General features: G+C 40.6%; 19 protein-coding genes. 9 read left to right on the top strand and 10 right to left on the bottom strand.

Features of this window, described 5'->3' with window-relative positions; all coding sequences use genetic code 11:
• The first annotated feature begins 129 nt into the window (after positions 1 to 129).
• The 4 genes from AAV98_RS15990 to nhaC all read left to right on the top strand — a co-directional run bounded on the left by AAV98_RS15990 (position 130) and on the right by nhaC (position 4,191).
• The gene (locus AAV98_RS15990) at positions 130 to 876 is read left to right on the top strand and encodes a YqcI/YcgG family protein (protein ID WP_060666551.1); all 747 of its coding nucleotides are present in this window, start codon (positions 130 to 132) and stop codon (positions 874 to 876) included.
• Positions 877 to 987: 111 nt separating this feature from the next.
• Entirely contained in the window at positions 988 to 2,094 is a 1,107-nt protein-coding gene (locus tag AAV98_RS15985) for a sensor histidine kinase (protein WP_060666550.1), read from the top strand.
• 494 nt (positions 2,095 to 2,588) lie between these two features.
• Positions 2,589 to 2,762: a hypothetical protein gene (locus AAV98_RS20365; RefSeq protein ID WP_156317821.1), complete on the top strand. Its 174-nt coding sequence runs from the start codon at positions 2,589 to 2,591 to the stop codon at positions 2,760 to 2,762.
• Between the two features lie 28 nt (positions 2,763 to 2,790).
• Positions 2,791 to 4,191 carry a Na+/H+ antiporter NhaC gene (gene nhaC, locus AAV98_RS15980; protein ID WP_060666549.1) on the top strand — a complete coding sequence of 467 codons (1,401 nt, stop codon included), beginning with the start codon at positions 2,791 to 2,793 and terminating at the stop codon, positions 4,189 to 4,191.
• 437 nt (positions 4,192 to 4,628) lie between these two features.
• Here nhaC and AAV98_RS15975 read toward each other — a convergent pair whose 3' ends face one another.
• The 6 genes from AAV98_RS15975 to AAV98_RS15955 form a co-directional block, all read right to left on the bottom strand.
• Positions 4,629 to 6,137 (bottom strand): gluconokinase, encoded by a 1,509-nt coding sequence (locus AAV98_RS15975; protein ID WP_060666548.1) that lies wholly within the window; start codon positions 6,135 to 6,137, stop codon positions 4,629 to 4,631.
• Between the two features lie 340 nt (positions 6,138 to 6,477).
• The gene (locus AAV98_RS15970) at positions 6,478 to 6,675 is read right to left on the bottom strand and encodes a YfhD family protein (protein WP_060666547.1); all 198 of its coding nucleotides are present in this window, start codon (positions 6,673 to 6,675) and stop codon (positions 6,478 to 6,480) included.
• Positions 6,676 to 6,945: 270 nt separating this feature from the next.
• Positions 6,946 to 7,068 carry a YfhE family protein gene (locus AAV98_RS20045; RefSeq protein WP_082380928.1) on the bottom strand — a complete coding sequence of 41 codons (123 nt, stop codon included), beginning with the start codon at positions 7,066 to 7,068 and terminating at the stop codon, positions 6,946 to 6,948.
• Between the two features lie 103 nt (positions 7,069 to 7,171).
• On the bottom strand, positions 7,172 to 7,735 hold the full coding sequence (locus tag AAV98_RS15965; protein ID WP_060666546.1) for a GNAT family N-acetyltransferase: 564 nt from the start codon (positions 7,733 to 7,735) through the stop codon (positions 7,172 to 7,174).
• A 233-nt stretch (positions 7,736 to 7,968) separates the two neighbouring features.
• Positions 7,969 to 9,096 (bottom strand): amidohydrolase, encoded by a 1,128-nt coding sequence (locus tag AAV98_RS15960; protein ID WP_060666545.1) that lies wholly within the window; start codon positions 9,094 to 9,096, stop codon positions 7,969 to 7,971.
• A gap of 23 nt (positions 9,097 to 9,119) precedes the next feature.
• The gene (locus AAV98_RS15955) at positions 9,120 to 10,031 is read right to left on the bottom strand and encodes a TIGR01777 family oxidoreductase (RefSeq protein WP_060666544.1); all 912 of its coding nucleotides are present in this window, start codon (positions 10,029 to 10,031) and stop codon (positions 9,120 to 9,122) included.
• A 108-nt stretch (positions 10,032 to 10,139) separates the two neighbouring features.
• Here AAV98_RS15955 and recX point away from each other — a divergent pair, with 108 nt between their 5' ends.
• Positions 10,140 to 10,940 (top strand): recombination regulator RecX, encoded by an 801-nt coding sequence (gene recX, locus AAV98_RS15950; protein ID WP_060666543.1) that lies wholly within the window; start codon positions 10,140 to 10,142, stop codon positions 10,938 to 10,940.
• A 130-nt stretch (positions 10,941 to 11,070) separates the two neighbouring features.
• On the opposite strand, the gene AAV98_RS15945 is transcribed toward recX, so the two are convergent.
• Positions 11,071 to 11,730, bottom strand: a complete 660-nt coding sequence (locus tag AAV98_RS15945; RefSeq protein ID WP_060666542.1) for an SDR family NAD(P)-dependent oxidoreductase — start codon at positions 11,728 to 11,730, stop codon at positions 11,071 to 11,073.
• A gap of 84 nt (positions 11,731 to 11,814) precedes the next feature.
• Between AAV98_RS15945 and AAV98_RS15940 the strand changes: the two genes are divergently transcribed.
• Positions 11,815 to 12,159, top strand: coding sequence for a YfhH family protein (locus AAV98_RS15940; RefSeq protein WP_269433476.1), 345 nt, complete (start codon positions 11,815 to 11,817; stop codon positions 12,157 to 12,159).
• A 23-nt stretch (positions 12,160 to 12,182) separates the two neighbouring features.
• Here AAV98_RS15940 and AAV98_RS20040 read toward each other — a convergent pair whose 3' ends face one another.
• Together AAV98_RS20040 and AAV98_RS15935 are read right to left on the bottom strand one after the other, a co-directional pair.
• Positions 12,183 to 12,353: a YpzG family protein gene (locus AAV98_RS20040; RefSeq protein WP_010198993.1), complete on the bottom strand. Its 171-nt coding sequence runs from the start codon at positions 12,351 to 12,353 to the stop codon at positions 12,183 to 12,185.
• Positions 12,354 to 12,440: 87 nt separating this feature from the next.
• On the bottom strand, positions 12,441 to 12,605 hold the full coding sequence (locus AAV98_RS15935; RefSeq protein WP_010198995.1) for a small, acid-soluble spore protein K: 165 nt from the start codon (positions 12,603 to 12,605) through the stop codon (positions 12,441 to 12,443).
• Between the two features lie 133 nt (positions 12,606 to 12,738).
• Here AAV98_RS15935 and AAV98_RS15930 point away from each other — a divergent pair, with 133 nt between their 5' ends.
• Entirely contained in the window at positions 12,739 to 13,008 is a 270-nt protein-coding gene (locus AAV98_RS15930) for a YfhJ family protein (protein WP_060666541.1), read from the top strand.
• A gap of 32 nt (positions 13,009 to 13,040) precedes the next feature.
• Here the strand turns inward: AAV98_RS15930 and AAV98_RS15925 are convergent, their stop codons facing one another.
• Entirely contained in the window at positions 13,041 to 14,027 is a 987-nt protein-coding gene (locus tag AAV98_RS15925) for a metal-dependent hydrolase (RefSeq protein WP_060666540.1), read from the bottom strand.
• 85 nt (positions 14,028 to 14,112) lie between these two features.
• Between AAV98_RS15925 and AAV98_RS15920 the strand changes: the two genes are divergently transcribed.
• Together AAV98_RS15920 and mutY are read left to right on the top strand one after the other, a co-directional pair.
• Positions 14,113 to 14,430, top strand: a complete 318-nt coding sequence (locus AAV98_RS15920) for a hypothetical protein (protein WP_060666539.1) — start codon at positions 14,113 to 14,115, stop codon at positions 14,428 to 14,430.
• 14 nt (positions 14,431 to 14,444) lie between these two features.
• Positions 14,445 to 15,551, top strand: coding sequence for an A/G-specific adenine glycosylase (mutY, locus tag AAV98_RS15915; protein ID WP_060666538.1), 1,107 nt, complete (start codon positions 14,445 to 14,447; stop codon positions 15,549 to 15,551).
• The last annotated feature ends 27 nt before the right edge of the window (positions 15,552 to 15,578 follow it).

Here is a 15,578-nt window from a genome sequence, read left to right as displayed (position 1 = left end):
AACTTAATACCCTCTTCCTAGATAGATAAAACCTTTTTCCGCATCTATTTGTCCATGTTTTGCCTGGAATGTTTAAGGGTAGTTTGCTAGTTAAAAGGTTCATAAACTACTAATTCTAGAGGTGATGAAATGGAAGCAGCAGTTCGCTCCACAAAAGGTAAGTTGCTTACAAAAGAAGAAATGATGAATGAGAAAATTGTACCCAAATGGGTTGTGCAAGAATATAAGAATTTCCGCGAAGTTGTAACAAATAAAACATTTCCTTGTTATTTTGGAATGAGTGCAGAAAAAAAAGGGGAACTTCGCTATTCTTATATTAGTCATGATAATTGGAGTCATTTGCCGGATACTTTAAAGGAATTTAACTCCCTGTTTAATCCTGAAAAACCACTTGTACGGCATGGTCTCTTTCTTTTTGTCGAGCCAGAGAAAGAAGAAAAAACGATCCCTTACTATCGGGAATATTTTTGGGAGATTTTGCAGTTCTTACATATGAAAGATAATCAGCCTTGGCCTAAAGATTATCCTACAGATCCAGATCATCACCTGTGGGCGTTTTCTTTTGCAGAAGAGCCGTATTTCGTCTTTGGAAATGCTCCTGCCTACAAGCAGAGAAAGACAAGAGATTTAGGGAACAGTCTTATTCTAGGGTTCCAGCCAAGAAGGATATTTGAAGGACTGGAAGGGACATCAAAGGGTGGAATCATGTCCCGTGAGAAGGTAAGAGAGCGTGTGGAGAAATGGGACCGGCTCTCAACCCATCCTAATATTAGTCACTACGGAGACCCAGACCATCGGGAATGGAAACAATACTTTATTGGAGACGATGTAAAGCCTATGGAAGGTAAATGTCCTTTCTCGATGATGAAAAAATAAGAAGTATCCAACTAATGACATGGATAGTCAGAATATTTTTTCTTCTGCTGAAATTTTCTGGTATGATAGACATAGATTGTCCGAAAATATAGTAGAAGGTGGCTGGCAAGTATGGACGCTGCTCAGAGACTCATTTTGTTCTTAGAAGAAAATCATGATCAATTTATCAGTAATTGGAGAAATAATAGTGTCATCTCGGAAGATGATATATATAAGGAAGAAGCAATACGCAACGGCTGGCAAATGTACCAACTCATAAAAAAAGCGATAAAAAATCCATTAACTGAAGAAGAAATTACTCAGCTGGCAAATAAGACAGCGCTTGAACGTGTCCAAGCCAATGTAAACATTAGCGAGTTCGTATACAATGTCAATACCGGAAGAAGTGAAGTTGTTAAGTGGGTTTGGGATTCCGGTATTCCATTAAAGGAACTGAAACCATTTATTGACCAAATCAATGCCCTGTTTGACAAGTTTTCTTACCTGGCTGTTAGGAAATACACGGAGATCAAAGAAAAACAGTTAGAAGAAAAAGAGGTATATATTAATCAAACCCACAAAGAACGTCTTACTATTCTTGGGCAAATGAGCTCAAGTTTTGTCCATGAATTTAGAAACCCTTTAACCTCGGTAATTGGGTTCACAAGACTCTTGGAGCAAGAACTTCCTGACCATCCGTATTTGGAAATAATGCGTCATGAATTGGATCAACTTAATTACCGCATATCTCAATTTTTACATGTCTCTAGAAAAGAATTGATTGAGAGTAAGCGAGAAGAAGTGAACTTATCCTTCCTTTTACAAGAATTGGTAGAATTTTTATATCCTAGCTTACTAGACGGAGATGTCGTTATTCAATTGGACATTGATCCTTCCGTAAACATAATTGCCAATAAAGACGAATTAAGGCAGGTTTTTTTGAATCTGATCATTAATTCAATTGATGCACTACAGCAGGAAAAGGGTGGCTCTCGTGCCATTCAAGTGGTTTGTGTAGAGAATGGGGCATTTACCGAGCTATCCATATCCAATAACGGACCGAAAATAGAAGAAAACACCATTCACGCTATATTTGAACCCTTCTTTACTACGAAGGATTTAGGCACAGGAATAGGACTGTATATCTGCAAAAAATTGATTGAAAAGCACAATGGTAGAATATTTTGTAAATCTGATGATGAAAAAACTAACTTTGTTATTCATTTACCTAACACATAAAACCGATAAATCCTCCTAAGCAAAACGAGGCCACTGAAAATCTGATAAAATAAAGTTTTTATTGATTCCTAGCTGTTGTTTGGAGCAAAAGGCGAAGACTCCTCGAAAATGCTACGCATTTTCTTCGTGCGATGAATCGCTGCCGAAGCCTTCCTTGTCCTGAGGGAGCTAGCGCTAGGTGGAGACCCCGCAGGCGTAGCAGAGGAGGCTCACGTCAGCCCCTAGGAAAGCGAAGCCATTTGCGGAAATCAACAGCGATGTTTATAAAAATACTAAAAGCAAGACTTTTTCAGTGGCCTCAGCAAAACGCAGGAGGATTTTTTTTGTTGACAAGCGTTAAATTATATATTATCTTAAAAACAACACTTTAACACCTAAAAGCGTTTAAGCGTTTAAGTGTGTTAGCGAAAATTAGCCGAGTTGAGTTTAGTATATAAATAGGTTGATAGCTATGTATAAAAGTAGTTTTCCTTATTGCAGCAAAAAGAGACTGGATGGATGGTGAGAATCTAGGCGTGATGGAAGATGAAGTACGATACATATTTTTAAAGGCTATCACAGCAGATGAGTGGGCAATTAACATGTTGCCAATTAGGGTGGTACCGCGGAGCTTCTTCGTCCCTTACTTTTGGGATGAGGAAGCTTTTTTGGTGCAAATTAACAGGTAGGCAAACTTATTTTTTGGAGGGAATATCATTGGAGCAGCATATACAAAAAGAAAAAATAAACATTAGCGGCTTTGCAGCTCTTAGTTTAATTATCAGCATCATCGCAATCATTTCTTTATCATTATTTATTTTTAAAGCAGAGCCTCACATACCGATTTTTGCAAGTATTATGGTCTTGATATTATTTTCCTTCATTAAAGGACATTCATGGGACTTTATTGAAACGGGATTAAAAAATGGTTTAAAAGAAGGTCTTACACCGATTTTATTATTTATTCTCATTGGTATTTTAATTGGGGTGTGGATGCTTGCTGGTACAATACCAACGTTCATCTACTATGGAGGACAGCTCATTTCCGCTCAATTCTTCCTTCCAAGTGTGTTTATTATAACCGCAATAATTGGGATTAGCATTGGTAGTTCTTTTACTACTGCTGCAACGGTAGGAGTTGCCTTTATCGCGCTTGGGACAGGCATGGGACTCAATCCGGCTATAGTGGCAGGTGCTATAATATCTGGGGCTCTTTTAGGAGATAAAATGTCGCCTCTTTCAGATACAACCAATATTGCATCTGCAGTCTGCAAGGTTGACTTATTTGAGCATATCCGACACATGTTATGGACAACCATTCCTGCAGCCATTATTTGCTTGGTGGTATTTGGACTTTTCTCTACTGTTAACGGTGGAGGGCAGATAGGGGATTTTGCAGAATTGCCTAAGGTTCTTAAAGATCAGGGCATGGTCAGCATTTGGGCATTAATCCCGGCAGTGGTCATGTTTGGAGTGGCACTTAAACGTGTACCTGCAATCTTTGTCATGATGGTTGGCATTATCGTTGGTGCCGTGATGGCATTCGTCCTTCAACCTGGCGTTCAAGTAGCCCAACTTATGGATGTTATGCAAAATGGGTATACCGGGGCAACTGGGGACGAAGCGATCGACAGCATTTTGACAAAGGGCGGGATCCAAAGCATGATGTGGTCGGTATCCCTAGTGATACTAACCTTGAGTATGGGTGGATTAATTCAACAGCTGCGAGTGATGGAACGATTACTAGTGATGATTCAATCCTTTGTATCATCCACTGGAAAGCTGATTTTCGCGACGGTAGCAACAGCAATTGGAGTAAATGTAACCGTTGGAGAGCAGTATATGTCCATCATACTAACCGGCCAAGCCTTTGAAAAGGAATACGAAAAACAGGGAATTGCGCCTAAAAACTTGGCAAGAGTGTTAGAAGACGCGGGAACTGTTATTAATCCATTAATTCCATACGGAGTAAGTGGTGTGTTCATGGCAGGTGTGCTTGAAGTACCTGTGCTGGATTACTTACCGTTTGCCCTGTTTTGCTTAGTCAGTCCGTTATTAAGTCTGTTTTATGGGTTTACTGGGATTAGTATTAGGAAAAGAGAACAAGTTAAAGGGTAAGGTGAAAAAAGAGCTAGCAGTCAACAGGACTGCTAGCTCTTTCTCTTAAATGATATAAAATTAAATGATGCGGTTGATTTCCGTTCCAGGCGCTTCGCTTGCCTGCGGGCGGTCCATGAGCCTTCTCTGCTTGCGCCGAAGCCACTGAAAAACTGATAACGTAAAGTTTATTATGCTTCCTAGCTGGTGATTGGAGGAAATGGCGTAGACTCCTGAGGGAGATAGCGCTAGGTGGAGACCCCGCAGGCGTAGCCGAGGAGGCTCACGTCAGCCCCTAGGAAAGCGAAGCCATTTGCGGAAATCAACAGCGGTGTTTTATAAAATTTCAAAATCAATGTCTTTTTCAGTGGCTAAATCAACAGCGGCGATTAAAGAATCGTCAAAAGTTTTTAGCTTTAAAAGGAACAGACGTATTTGCCCGATTATTCTTGAAATCGTCAATATTGCAAACGGTCGATTTCTGCAAATAACGGTTTATTTTTATTATATAGCTCACGGTAGAGATGGTAATATTCTTCGTACATGGCCACATTACGAACAGTAGGCAATACCTCATGCTTAATTGGAATTGATGATTTAATCGCTTCAAGGGACTTCACTTCTCCTAGGGCAAACATACCAAACCAGGCAGCACCCCACGCAGTAGCATGGGTACTTTCCGGTAAGATGACCGTTTTGCGAAAAATATCTGCTGTCATCTGAACCCATAGAGGTGATTGAGCATAGCTACCACTGACCACCAGTTTTTTTATAGGATGTGTGTGTTCGTGAAGTTTTTCATGAATCTCATACATGTTGAAGATTACACTTTCCATCACGCTGCGAATCATGTCTGCACTTGTGTGCGAAAGGGTAAGGCCCATCCACCCCCCCTTTGCTTTAGCGTTCCATTTTGGCGCACGTTCTCCATTCAGATATGGCAGGAAAAATAGCCCGTTAGCTCCTGCGCTTGAAGTTGCAGCAAGTGTTTCAAGATCAGACACTTCTACCGTTTCCTTTTTTGTTAAGGAAGAGAATTGTCTTGCTAGCCACTGCATGAGAATCGTACCATTGTTGGTTGCACCGCCGACGATACGACTTTCTTTCGTAAACGCATATTGAAAGGTACGTTGTTCTGCGTCAATCGTTTTCTGGGTGGTGAATCTTCGAATAGCCCCACTGCCACCAATCGTTAATGCCGTTTCTCCTTCTTCTGTAGCTCCAACCCCAATATTGGCTAGCACACCGCCACTTGCCCCAATAATAATGGGGGTAAATGTATGTAGTGACATTTCTTTTGCGATATTTTCTGTAAGTGGGCCGACTTGTGTGGTACATGGAACCACTTTTGAGAGCTGAGATTCATTTACTCCCGCAATGGCAAGCGCTTCTTCATCCCAACGGAGTGTATGAATGTTGAATAGTCCGGTCGCAGAGGCAATAGAATAATCTACTTGCCACGTCCTGCACCATTTATATAAAATATATTCTTTTATAGAAACAAAGCGAGTTGCCTCATAATACGGTGTATATTGATTCTCTTTCATCCAAACAAGCTTCACAAAAGGTGACATGGGATGAATCGGCGTTCCAGTTTGCTCATATAGGTCTTGGCCGTAAGACTCCTTTATAATGGCAGCTTGTGGATAGCTTCTGCCGTCAGCCCAAGTTATCATGGGAGAGATGGGTTCGTTATTATCATCAATACAGATCAAACTATGCATAGGAGCCGAAATACTTAGACCAATAATATCGTGTGGAGCGATTTTTAATTTACGAATAGAAGTGGAGACGGCCAGTCGTGCAGCACTCTCTATCTCCATGGGATTTTGTTCCGAATAACTAGGTTTTGGACGGTAGGTAGAATAGGCATGTTCTGACTCGGAAACCACCTCTCCATCTCTATTGAAAATGACAGATTTGGTTGTAGAGGTGCCGATCTCCAGTCCAATCATATAGTTACTCATTGTGGGCCACACCTCGCTTTATAATAGTATCTTTATTTTAATCGTTGGAGTAGTTGATATCAAACAAATGTTAGGAGGTTGGAAAAGATTAGAATTATTTCGAAATAGGTATTGGGTAATGTAATTCTTTATGTTTTGTGGTTCTAAAGTCATGTTTATTTGCAGTTGTGCACAGTCAATTTCCTTGATAGACGGGATATACACACACTTATCCACATTATCAACAACATTCTGAAAATTTATCCACATAAAATTATTCGCAATTTAGCGATTAATTTATATTAGTATAAATAGAAAACTGGGCATGACCTTTTTGATCATACCCGGCAAAAATGTGGAACTATCTAAAGGTATCTTTTTTACTGTTTCGTTTAATTCCAGCTGCTGATGCGCGAGCTTGTGCTTCTAGAATCTCATTGTCCGCATGTTGCTCTTTCCCGAATTCTGTATCTTGTGCAGCTATTTTCATGTTCTTAGGTACTTGTGGAAGTGATGATTTGTTCTTGCCACCTGATTGATGTCCGCGTGAACGTCCCATTCGAAACCCTCCTAAGAATATGTGATAGACAGAAGGTACATACGCTTGTTGTTCCTTTATGTCTTCATAAATAGGTTAACCTGAGAAGAGGACGGTGATGTGAGGGAGATGTTGGAGAGGAAGATGGGAGTTTGAAGTTCTATTAAAGAGAGGGGATCTCGGGATTTCTCAAATTGCCCGATTCGGTAAAACATAAAAAACGTGCCTTCATCAAGTTCCAAGAAGATGGATGAAGGCACGTTTACTGTAAGTCATATTTTTTCATTAGGACTACCGGCGTCTCTCCGTATATCCCCCAACACGATCCGCCATTTTAAACTCACGAGAGTAGGTAACTTCCTGTGTTTTGCTTAATGTTGTCTTTGCCTTTTCACGACGTTTTTTATCATTCATCAAGAACCCCTCCTTCATAATTGCATACCATCAGTTTTAACTAGAATGTGGGAAAATATACTAAAAAACGCCTCACCCAAAACATTGGGCAGGCGTAAATTTATTATGCTTCCTTCAACTGATGCTCTTCGTGCAGCACTTCGTGTCCGGTGCGGAGTTTGTATAGAGTATATTGGTCGCGGGAGATTTCATAAAGATTGTAGATATCTTCTCCGCCGTTGATTTCATCCAGCAGGCTTTTGCGCGTTTCATTTGCTAAAACGACATAAGGTAATTTTTCCGCTGCTTTTGTGGAACGAACATTTACTTTGCGGATACGCATGAAAATGGATTTAATGTCGAGTTCGTAAAACAGTTCCTCGAAAAATTGATCCTTGGCAGGTTGGTTGTAGCCTTTGCCATGGTATGGTTTGCCGAGCCAAGTGCCGAGGAAACCTGCTCCATCTTGCACATCGAAGAGATTGATTGTTCCAATTGGAGTGCCCCACTCATCAAGAATGGTACGTGAAATCAATTCTCCGCGTTCTTCCGCTTCGATGGTTTGTTTTGTAAGGAAAAGAAACTCATCGTAGGAATACGCTTTATGACGCACAAAAGGGAAGACTTCAGGGTGCACCATTAACTCATAAAGAGTTTGAGATTCTTGGAAATCACGTTTTTTGAGCATGTCTAACCCTCCAATTGAGGGCAGAACTGTCACGTTCACGTGAAGACTGGCCCACCCTCGAAATTTTTTAAATTACAAAAAATTTCGGGGTGGGAATCGAACCCACTAGAACCAGTTTAACTGGTGGCGCACCATTTGCCTTCCCTAACATTTAAACACAATTGTTAGTTGATTTAATTTTGTTTACCTACGTATCATACTCGATTTTATTTAAAAAAGAAACAACTTTTTTGTTAATTTTTTTGGTAAATTATTTCACCTTCAACCATTGTCATGACAGGCTTTGCGAGAAATTGAAATGGGTGATGAGACCATAGTACCAAGTCCGCATCTTTGCCAGTTTCTATACTCCCGACACGGTCTGCAACATTAAGGTTTTTAGCCGCAGTGATGGTTATTCCCTCTAATGCTTTTTGTTCATCTAACCCTTCCCTCACCGCCAAAGCCGCACACATATTTAAGTATTGGACAGGGGTATAAGGATGGTCAGTTGTGATGGAAACCTCCACGCCTGCTTCTGATAATGCCTGATAAGTTTTCCAGCTCTTGTTTTTCAATTCAATTTTTGATCTCCTCGTCATCGTTGGACCAACGCAGACTTTCATGTTTCTGCCTCTCAATTCATTTGCAATCAGATGTCCTTCTGTACAATGCTCGATTGTAAAGCGCAAATTGAATTCTTCTGCGAAACGGACGCCTGACATGATATCATCTGCCCTGTGAGCGTGGATGCGAACTGGAATTTTTTGCTCAAGAGCCATGATAATTGGTTTTACCCGAAGGTTTTCCGGGTTGTCGTAATATTTTGCCTGATAAAAGGCTTCGCGAAGCATCCCCATAATGCCCATTCGGGTAATGGAATCCTTATTTCCCTGGCTGTGGATTCGTTTAGGATTTTCACCAAAAGCTACCTTCAACCCAGCAGTTTCTTGAATAATCATTTTAGAAATGTTCACACCATGTGTTTTTATGACTGACGTGGTTCCTCCAATTACATTCGCACTTCCGGGCATAACGTGGACAGTCGTAATTCCATACTGAATAGCATCCTGGAATCCTGGGTCAAAAGGGTGAACCCCGTCTAGTGCGCGGATATGGGGGGTTAAAGGTTCGACAGTCTCATTGGCATCATTGCCTGCCCAACCAGTTCCTTCATCATATAAGCCAAGATGGGTATGGACATCAATAAACCCAGGAAATAGATATTTTTCATTACATTCTATCACTTTCCCGTTTTCGGGAACGGCTAATCCTTTGCCAATCGCTTTTATTTTTCTATTTTCAGTTATCACATCCGCATGATAAAGGGGGGCTGATGTGACAGGATACACCGTTGCGTTTCGAAACATTACTATTCCCATAGAAGACTCCTAATTTTCTGTCATTACTTTGATTGTAATATGTCGGACAGAGCGTCATCAAGATGGGAAAATAAAAAATTATAGCCCTTATCTTCTAATTTTACTGGTAATACCTTTTGGCCCTCCAAAACGAGCACACTCATTTCTCCAAGCGCCACCTTCAAAGCGATACTTGGTGTTGGAAACCAGTGTGGACGGCCCATTACTTTTCCAAGCGTTTTTCCGAAGTCTTTCATTTGTTTCGGATGTGGTGCGACTACATTCAGTGGTCCTTCTACCGCAATATTTTCCAAGCTAAAAGAAATAGCGCCAACTACGTCTTTAATATGCACCCAAGACATCCACTGTTCACCTGAGCCGATTTTTCCACCAACAAACATTTTATATGGAAGCATCATTCTAGGTAGTGCACCTTCTTCGTTATCCAAAATAATCCCGAAACGTGCAAAGACGGTACGGACCCCTTCTTTCTTTACTTGCACCGCTTCTTTTTCCCAAGCATAAACGGTAGAAGCAAGAAAATCAGATCCAGGAGTTGTATCCTCCTCGGTGAATGTTTTCGTTTCTGAAGTCCCGTAAAAGCCAACAGCACTTGCGTTCACCAACACTTCCGGTTTATTTTCCATTAAGCCGATAATTCTATTTATTTCTTTCGTGGAAGAGATGCGGCTCTCGATAATTTTCTTTTTCTGTTCTTCTGTCCAGCGGCCACTGTTGATTGACTCGCCTGCTAGATTCACAAAAGCATCCATTCCATCTAAACTTGTTTCTGGAGTGGAAGATTCTTTTAGCCACTCAACATAGGTGACATTTGCTTTTTCCTTTTTATTCGATGTGTTTCGCGTTAGAATAAAAATGGAATGCCCTTTATCAATTAAATGGTCTGTCAGAGCTTGACCAACAAGCCCCGTACCGCCAGCAATGGCAATTTTCATCTATATCACCCTCCATAGAGAATATCTTACATACTATATTAGTTCTTTTCCCTAATTATCCTTTATTTAATACGGCGCAATGTGCTAAGAAACGGAGTGAGAACAGAAATGCGTAAAATAACCAAAATATCGGTACAGCAAAAAAACAAGGAAAGATTCAATATTTTCTTGGATGAGGAGTACGCGTTTGCTGTGTACGAAGCGACGCTATTGAAATTCCAGCTAGTAAAAGGCAAGGAACTAGATGAGTTGGATATAGAAGAAATCCTCTACAGCGATCAAATCAATAAAGCATATAATGCTGCGGTCCACTATCTTTCTTTTCGAATGAGAACGGAAAAAGAAATAGAGGATTACCTAAAAGAAAAAGAATATGAACCATTTATAAGTAAAGAGATTATCGTGAAACTAAAGGAGCAGGGCTATTTAAATGACAGGGAATTTGCCAATGCATACGTAAGGACGCAGGTGAACACTACTTTAAAGGGCCGAGGCGTGATGGAACAGGAATTGCTTGAAAAGGGTGTGAGAAAGGATATTATTGTTGAGGTGCTTGAATCGGAGTATAGCCAGGAGACAGAGCTTGAGCATGCGATAAAGCTTGTGTTGAAATATGCACCAAAATATAAAAAAGACTCTTTTAAAATCATGATTCAAAAAGTTGAGCAAGCATTAGTGAGAAAGGGATATGCTTTTTCCGTCATCCAAACAGCAGTGGAAGAGGCGGAACTTGAGGAAGATACATCAGAAGAGTGGGAGGCAATTGTAAAACAAGCGGAAAAATACCACCGAAAGTATGCAGGGCTTGAGGGGTACGAATATAAGATGAAGATGAAGGGGGCACTGTATAGAAAGGGGTTTGGAATGGATCTTATAGACCGGTGGTTGGAGGAAAATGAGGGTAATTAACTTTAATCAATGGTAGAAGGGCTATTCAAAATGGTAATACAATTAACTTTAGAGGCAGAAGTTACTTATGTTTCTCAAATATAAAAGCAGCCGCATGGGAGAGACTTGGCTCCTAGCGGCTGCTTTTTAATCATATCTGTATCTCCAACTGGTCATCCTGAGCAACAATCATCTCAGCGACTTCTCTAGGAGATTTCAACCTGGACTTGTCCTTTATATGATTAGTTTCATCCCAAAAGGGCGTATCCATTCCGCCCATATAGGTTGCGATGACATGGATCTTTCCTTCTAATTCTTTTTGCAGGCTCTCGGTAAAGCCTCGGACTGCAAATTTACTTGCAACATAGACGCTCTCATTCACTTTTCCTTTTTGACCGGCAGTGGAGATAATGTTCATGATTTTGCTATTCTCCTGTTTTAACAAATGAGGAACTAATTCTTTCGTCAAAAAAATGGTCCCAAGTACGTTCGTCTGAATGGCTGTTACAATCTCTCCATCATCTAAATTAGTTAACGAACCGAAGCATCCTGCACCAGCATTGTTTAGTAAGTAGTCTACAGTATGTTTGGAGGTAATCTTCCTTACCGTCTGTTTAACATTATCTAAACTGCTGATATCCATTTGGTAGGCGAAGGCCTTTGCTCCCATAGATAAGATTTCTTCTTTTACAGCTTCCAAGGGGCCTAACCTTCTACCAGTCAAGATAATTGTGTGGCCAGTTTTCGCATATGACAGTGCTAATTCTTTTCCAAGACCTGTACCGGCACCTGTGACCAGTATTGTTTGCATGCATATCACCTTCTCATTATCGCTTTTTGTAATGTCGGAATCGTGCTATTCTTACTTTATATAGATTTTTTAGGGGGAAAGCAAGTGGAACAGGAAAAACGCTATAGTCAGATGACACCTCATGAGTTGCATCAGGAAATCGCCATGTTAAAAGAAAAGGCACGAAAAGCGGAACAACTTGGTATTGTAAATGAATTTGCAGTATTGGAACGAAAGATTACGATGGCGAAAGCTTATATGCTAGATCCTAATGACTTTACACCAGGAGATGTGTATGAAATAGAAGGCGATCCGGGCGTTCATTTTAAAATTACATACATGAACGGTGTCTTTGCATGGGGACATAGAATGCACGGCTATACAACAAGCAAGGAAGAAGAAGGATTGCCAATATCCATGCTCATCAACGAAAAAAGCAAAGAAGCTTAGGCCTCTTTGCTTTTTTGCAAGCTTTAAGATCTTTTTCTTGTTTGTACTTCTAAGATCTGGATATTCTGAGCTTGTTGCGTCTCACCGTTAACTTGACGGAACGAGTGCTTAGAATGGGCATTAGGCTGCGGAAACGGATGGTCATTTAACGTAAAAGGATTACTGCGTGATGGCTTGTGATTTTGTTTTGCCATGATAACAACCTCCTATTAGTTAGGGTCGCTTCGAAATAAATAGCGGTAGATATCGCTATAAATACGAAAAAACCTTACACACAAAGTTTAGAATGTATCTTCTTCTCTGGCCCCAGAAGCACGCATGCGCTCTTGTGGATGCGTGTTAATCGTTCCATTAGCACGCTTTGAAGCATATTCAGACTTTGCACGACCTTCCCCTTCAAACTTGTTGTCGTTAGGGTTTGGAAAGTTTCTCGCTTTGTTCCTCATGCGACTCGCCTCCTCGGTAAGTGGATGTTGGCTTAGTAGCCCAACATCTATCTTTAATATTGGATTTTAGATGTGATTATATGTAATGATAAGCATAGAGAAATTAAACCAAAACAGAACGGAGTGTTTTTTTATGGAGCAATATTTTGAACGGTTGGCAGATCGCTTGATGGAAAAGAATTCTGCCTTAACATATGATAAGGCGAGAACCTGGGTGGAACATTTATGGGAGGATTTTGAGAGCTCCTATGCAAAAGCAGGATATGAATACAAGGGAAAGGACATGACAGAGAGAATGGTTATGCAGATCATTGACCGTCATGGAGATCGTCTTCACGAGTTTTTCTCCAATAACCCCAAATATAAGCATCTCTTGAATTCAGATGATCATTTAACACATTAAAAGACCGCTCGCCCTTCGTTTGGGCGAGCGGTTTAGTCTATATTTGGAATAATCTCTAGTTTCGTTCGTAATTTTTCTTCGCTGAAAATCCATCCTGTATACGAGCTGATAATATTCAAATCATGATCCAGCTGTACAATGGCCACAAAAGGATAATAATCTTTGCTGCGGTACCTAAGATCAATAAACCGAACCTCATAATGGTCATCGTATTCTTCCATCTCCCACCGGTATACGGGAGAGAAGGAGAGAAATGCGGAAACATTGTCGTCGAATTTTGCCGCTTCAATGATGGCATTTTCGGGCAGCGGTACTTTTTCAAATGTATCGTGAATGAAGATTTGATACTTGACTGCCCTTGCGACGTAAAAATTATCCTTAGTAGTAATGGCAAGATGCCACTGGTTCCAATATAGTGTCGGTGAAATGAGGGTTTGTTTCACACTTGGAATGATCTCCCTTACCTGTTGCAGCACTTTTTGCTGCATTCGATATCGCAGCACATAATAGGCGATTAATATGCCATATATCGAGAGAAATGTGTAGCCTGGGTGGAATCCCACTCCCCAAAGTACAAGTCCTGCGATATGAAAGCCGAATATAACAGGATCAAAGGTATTAATAATTCCAAGTGCCACCCACCTTTTTGTAAAAGGACGGAGCGCCTGTGTCCCATAAGCGTTGAAAATGTCGACAAAAACATGAAGGATTACCGCTATAAATGTCCAAATCCATAAGTAAAGAAAATTAGCTTCTGGTATAAACAAATAGATGCCCGGTGCTATAAGAAGCGGCCAGAGGCACACTGCAGGTATGGAATGAGTGATACCACGGTGATTCCTTATATATGTCGCATTATTACGGAATTTCAAAATGGTATCCGTGTCCGGAGCCTGTGAACCAATTACTGCTCCCATCATGATGGCTGTTGCTGTTTCAGGGCTACTTGCTACAAAAGGATCAATGGTAGCCATGGATCCAATTGCAATACCCATTACAACATGTGTTCCAGTATCCAATGGTAGGCCTCCTTTCCGGCTGGTTAGAAAAAATTTGCTCCATCTAATTTTTATTTAGTCTGATGCAAAAGGGGTGTTTTCAAACATGATAACAAAACAGTTGCATATTTTCATTCAATATCCTATAAAGGAAACAGTGACAAATCAATATGAAGAAACGATGCAGCGTGTTCTGCAAGCGATGAACCAAATGGGAGCAAATGAGTATCATTGGACCAAAGCTGGTTCTGAAAAAGGAGCCGCTTATTATCGTGAATCTTTTTTACTTCCAACTGAATCGCATTATTTTGCTATGAAAGCATTGCGCGGTTCTCAGCAGAGCAATGTTTTCCATGAACTGTCCCAGTATATTGATACAGAAGCCGGCACGGTTGAATATATAGGCTTGAAAATTTCGAACTAACATGGAGGTTTATTTTGAAAAAAGAAAGTACCCATCACGAACGACTAGATGACTTTGATATATATGGTTTTCAAGACGATTTAATTACTTGGTTTGAGCGGGAGCAACGAGATTTGCCATGGCGTAAGGATCAAGACCCTTACAAAGTATGGGTGTCAGAGATCATGCTCCAACAGACAAAAGTGGACACAGTTATCCCTTATTTTAATTCCTTTATTAAACAATTCCCAAACATCCAAAGCTTGGCTGAAGCAGAGGAGGACAAGGTGTTAAAGGCTTGGGAAGGTCTTGGTTACTACTCTCGTGCAAGAAATTTGCAAAGCGCGGTTAGGGAGGTCCATGAAAGCTATGGCGGCATTGTCCCGAATACGCCGAAGGAAATCTCCACCTTAAAAGGAGTGGGCCCGTACACAACGGGAGCCATTCTTAGTATTGCTTATGGTGTCCCTGAACCTGCAGTGGACGGTAATGTAATGAGAGTCTTATCTCGAATACTGTTGATAAGAGATGATATTGCCAAGCCTAAAACACGTAAAGTATTTGAAGAAGTCATTCGCGATCTCATTTCAAAAGACAATCCATCTTTTTTCAATCAAGGGTTAATGGAACTTGGTGCAATGGTCTGCACACCAACTTCACCTTCTTGCTTGTTATGTCCGGTCCGTGAACATTGCCGTGCTTTTGCAGAGGGAGTTCAACGGGAGCTTCCGGTTAAAACAAAAAAGAAATCAACAAAGCAGGTAGCGCTTGTTGCGGGAATTTTCATAGACAATGACGGACGATTTTTAATTCATAAGAGGCCAAGCGAAGGATTGTTGGCAAACATGTGGGAATTTCCTAATTTCGTAAAAGTAGATGAACTTGGAACTTCAAAGCAACAGTTACAGCAATTGATGAAAACGGAATATGAAATGAATGTAACTCCTGGGGATTACGTTTGCGATATTAAACATATCTTTTCTCATTTAGTATGGGATGTAAATGTTTACGTTGGGAACTGGGAAGGAGATCTTCCTGAGGGAAGTGATCTTGTTAGTGTGACTGCAGAAGAAATGCAGGAGTATGCTTTTCCTGTTTCGCATCAGAACATGTGGAAAGAATATCTAAAAACTATCCAGTGAAAAAATTGGAGGATCAACCTTTTTCGG

This window comes from Bacillus sp. CHD6a (assembly GCF_001293645.1).
Lineage (GTDB): Bacteria > Bacillota > Bacilli > Bacillales > Bacillaceae_I > Sutcliffiella_A.
This window is presented reverse-complemented; position numbering and strand designations above follow the sequence as displayed.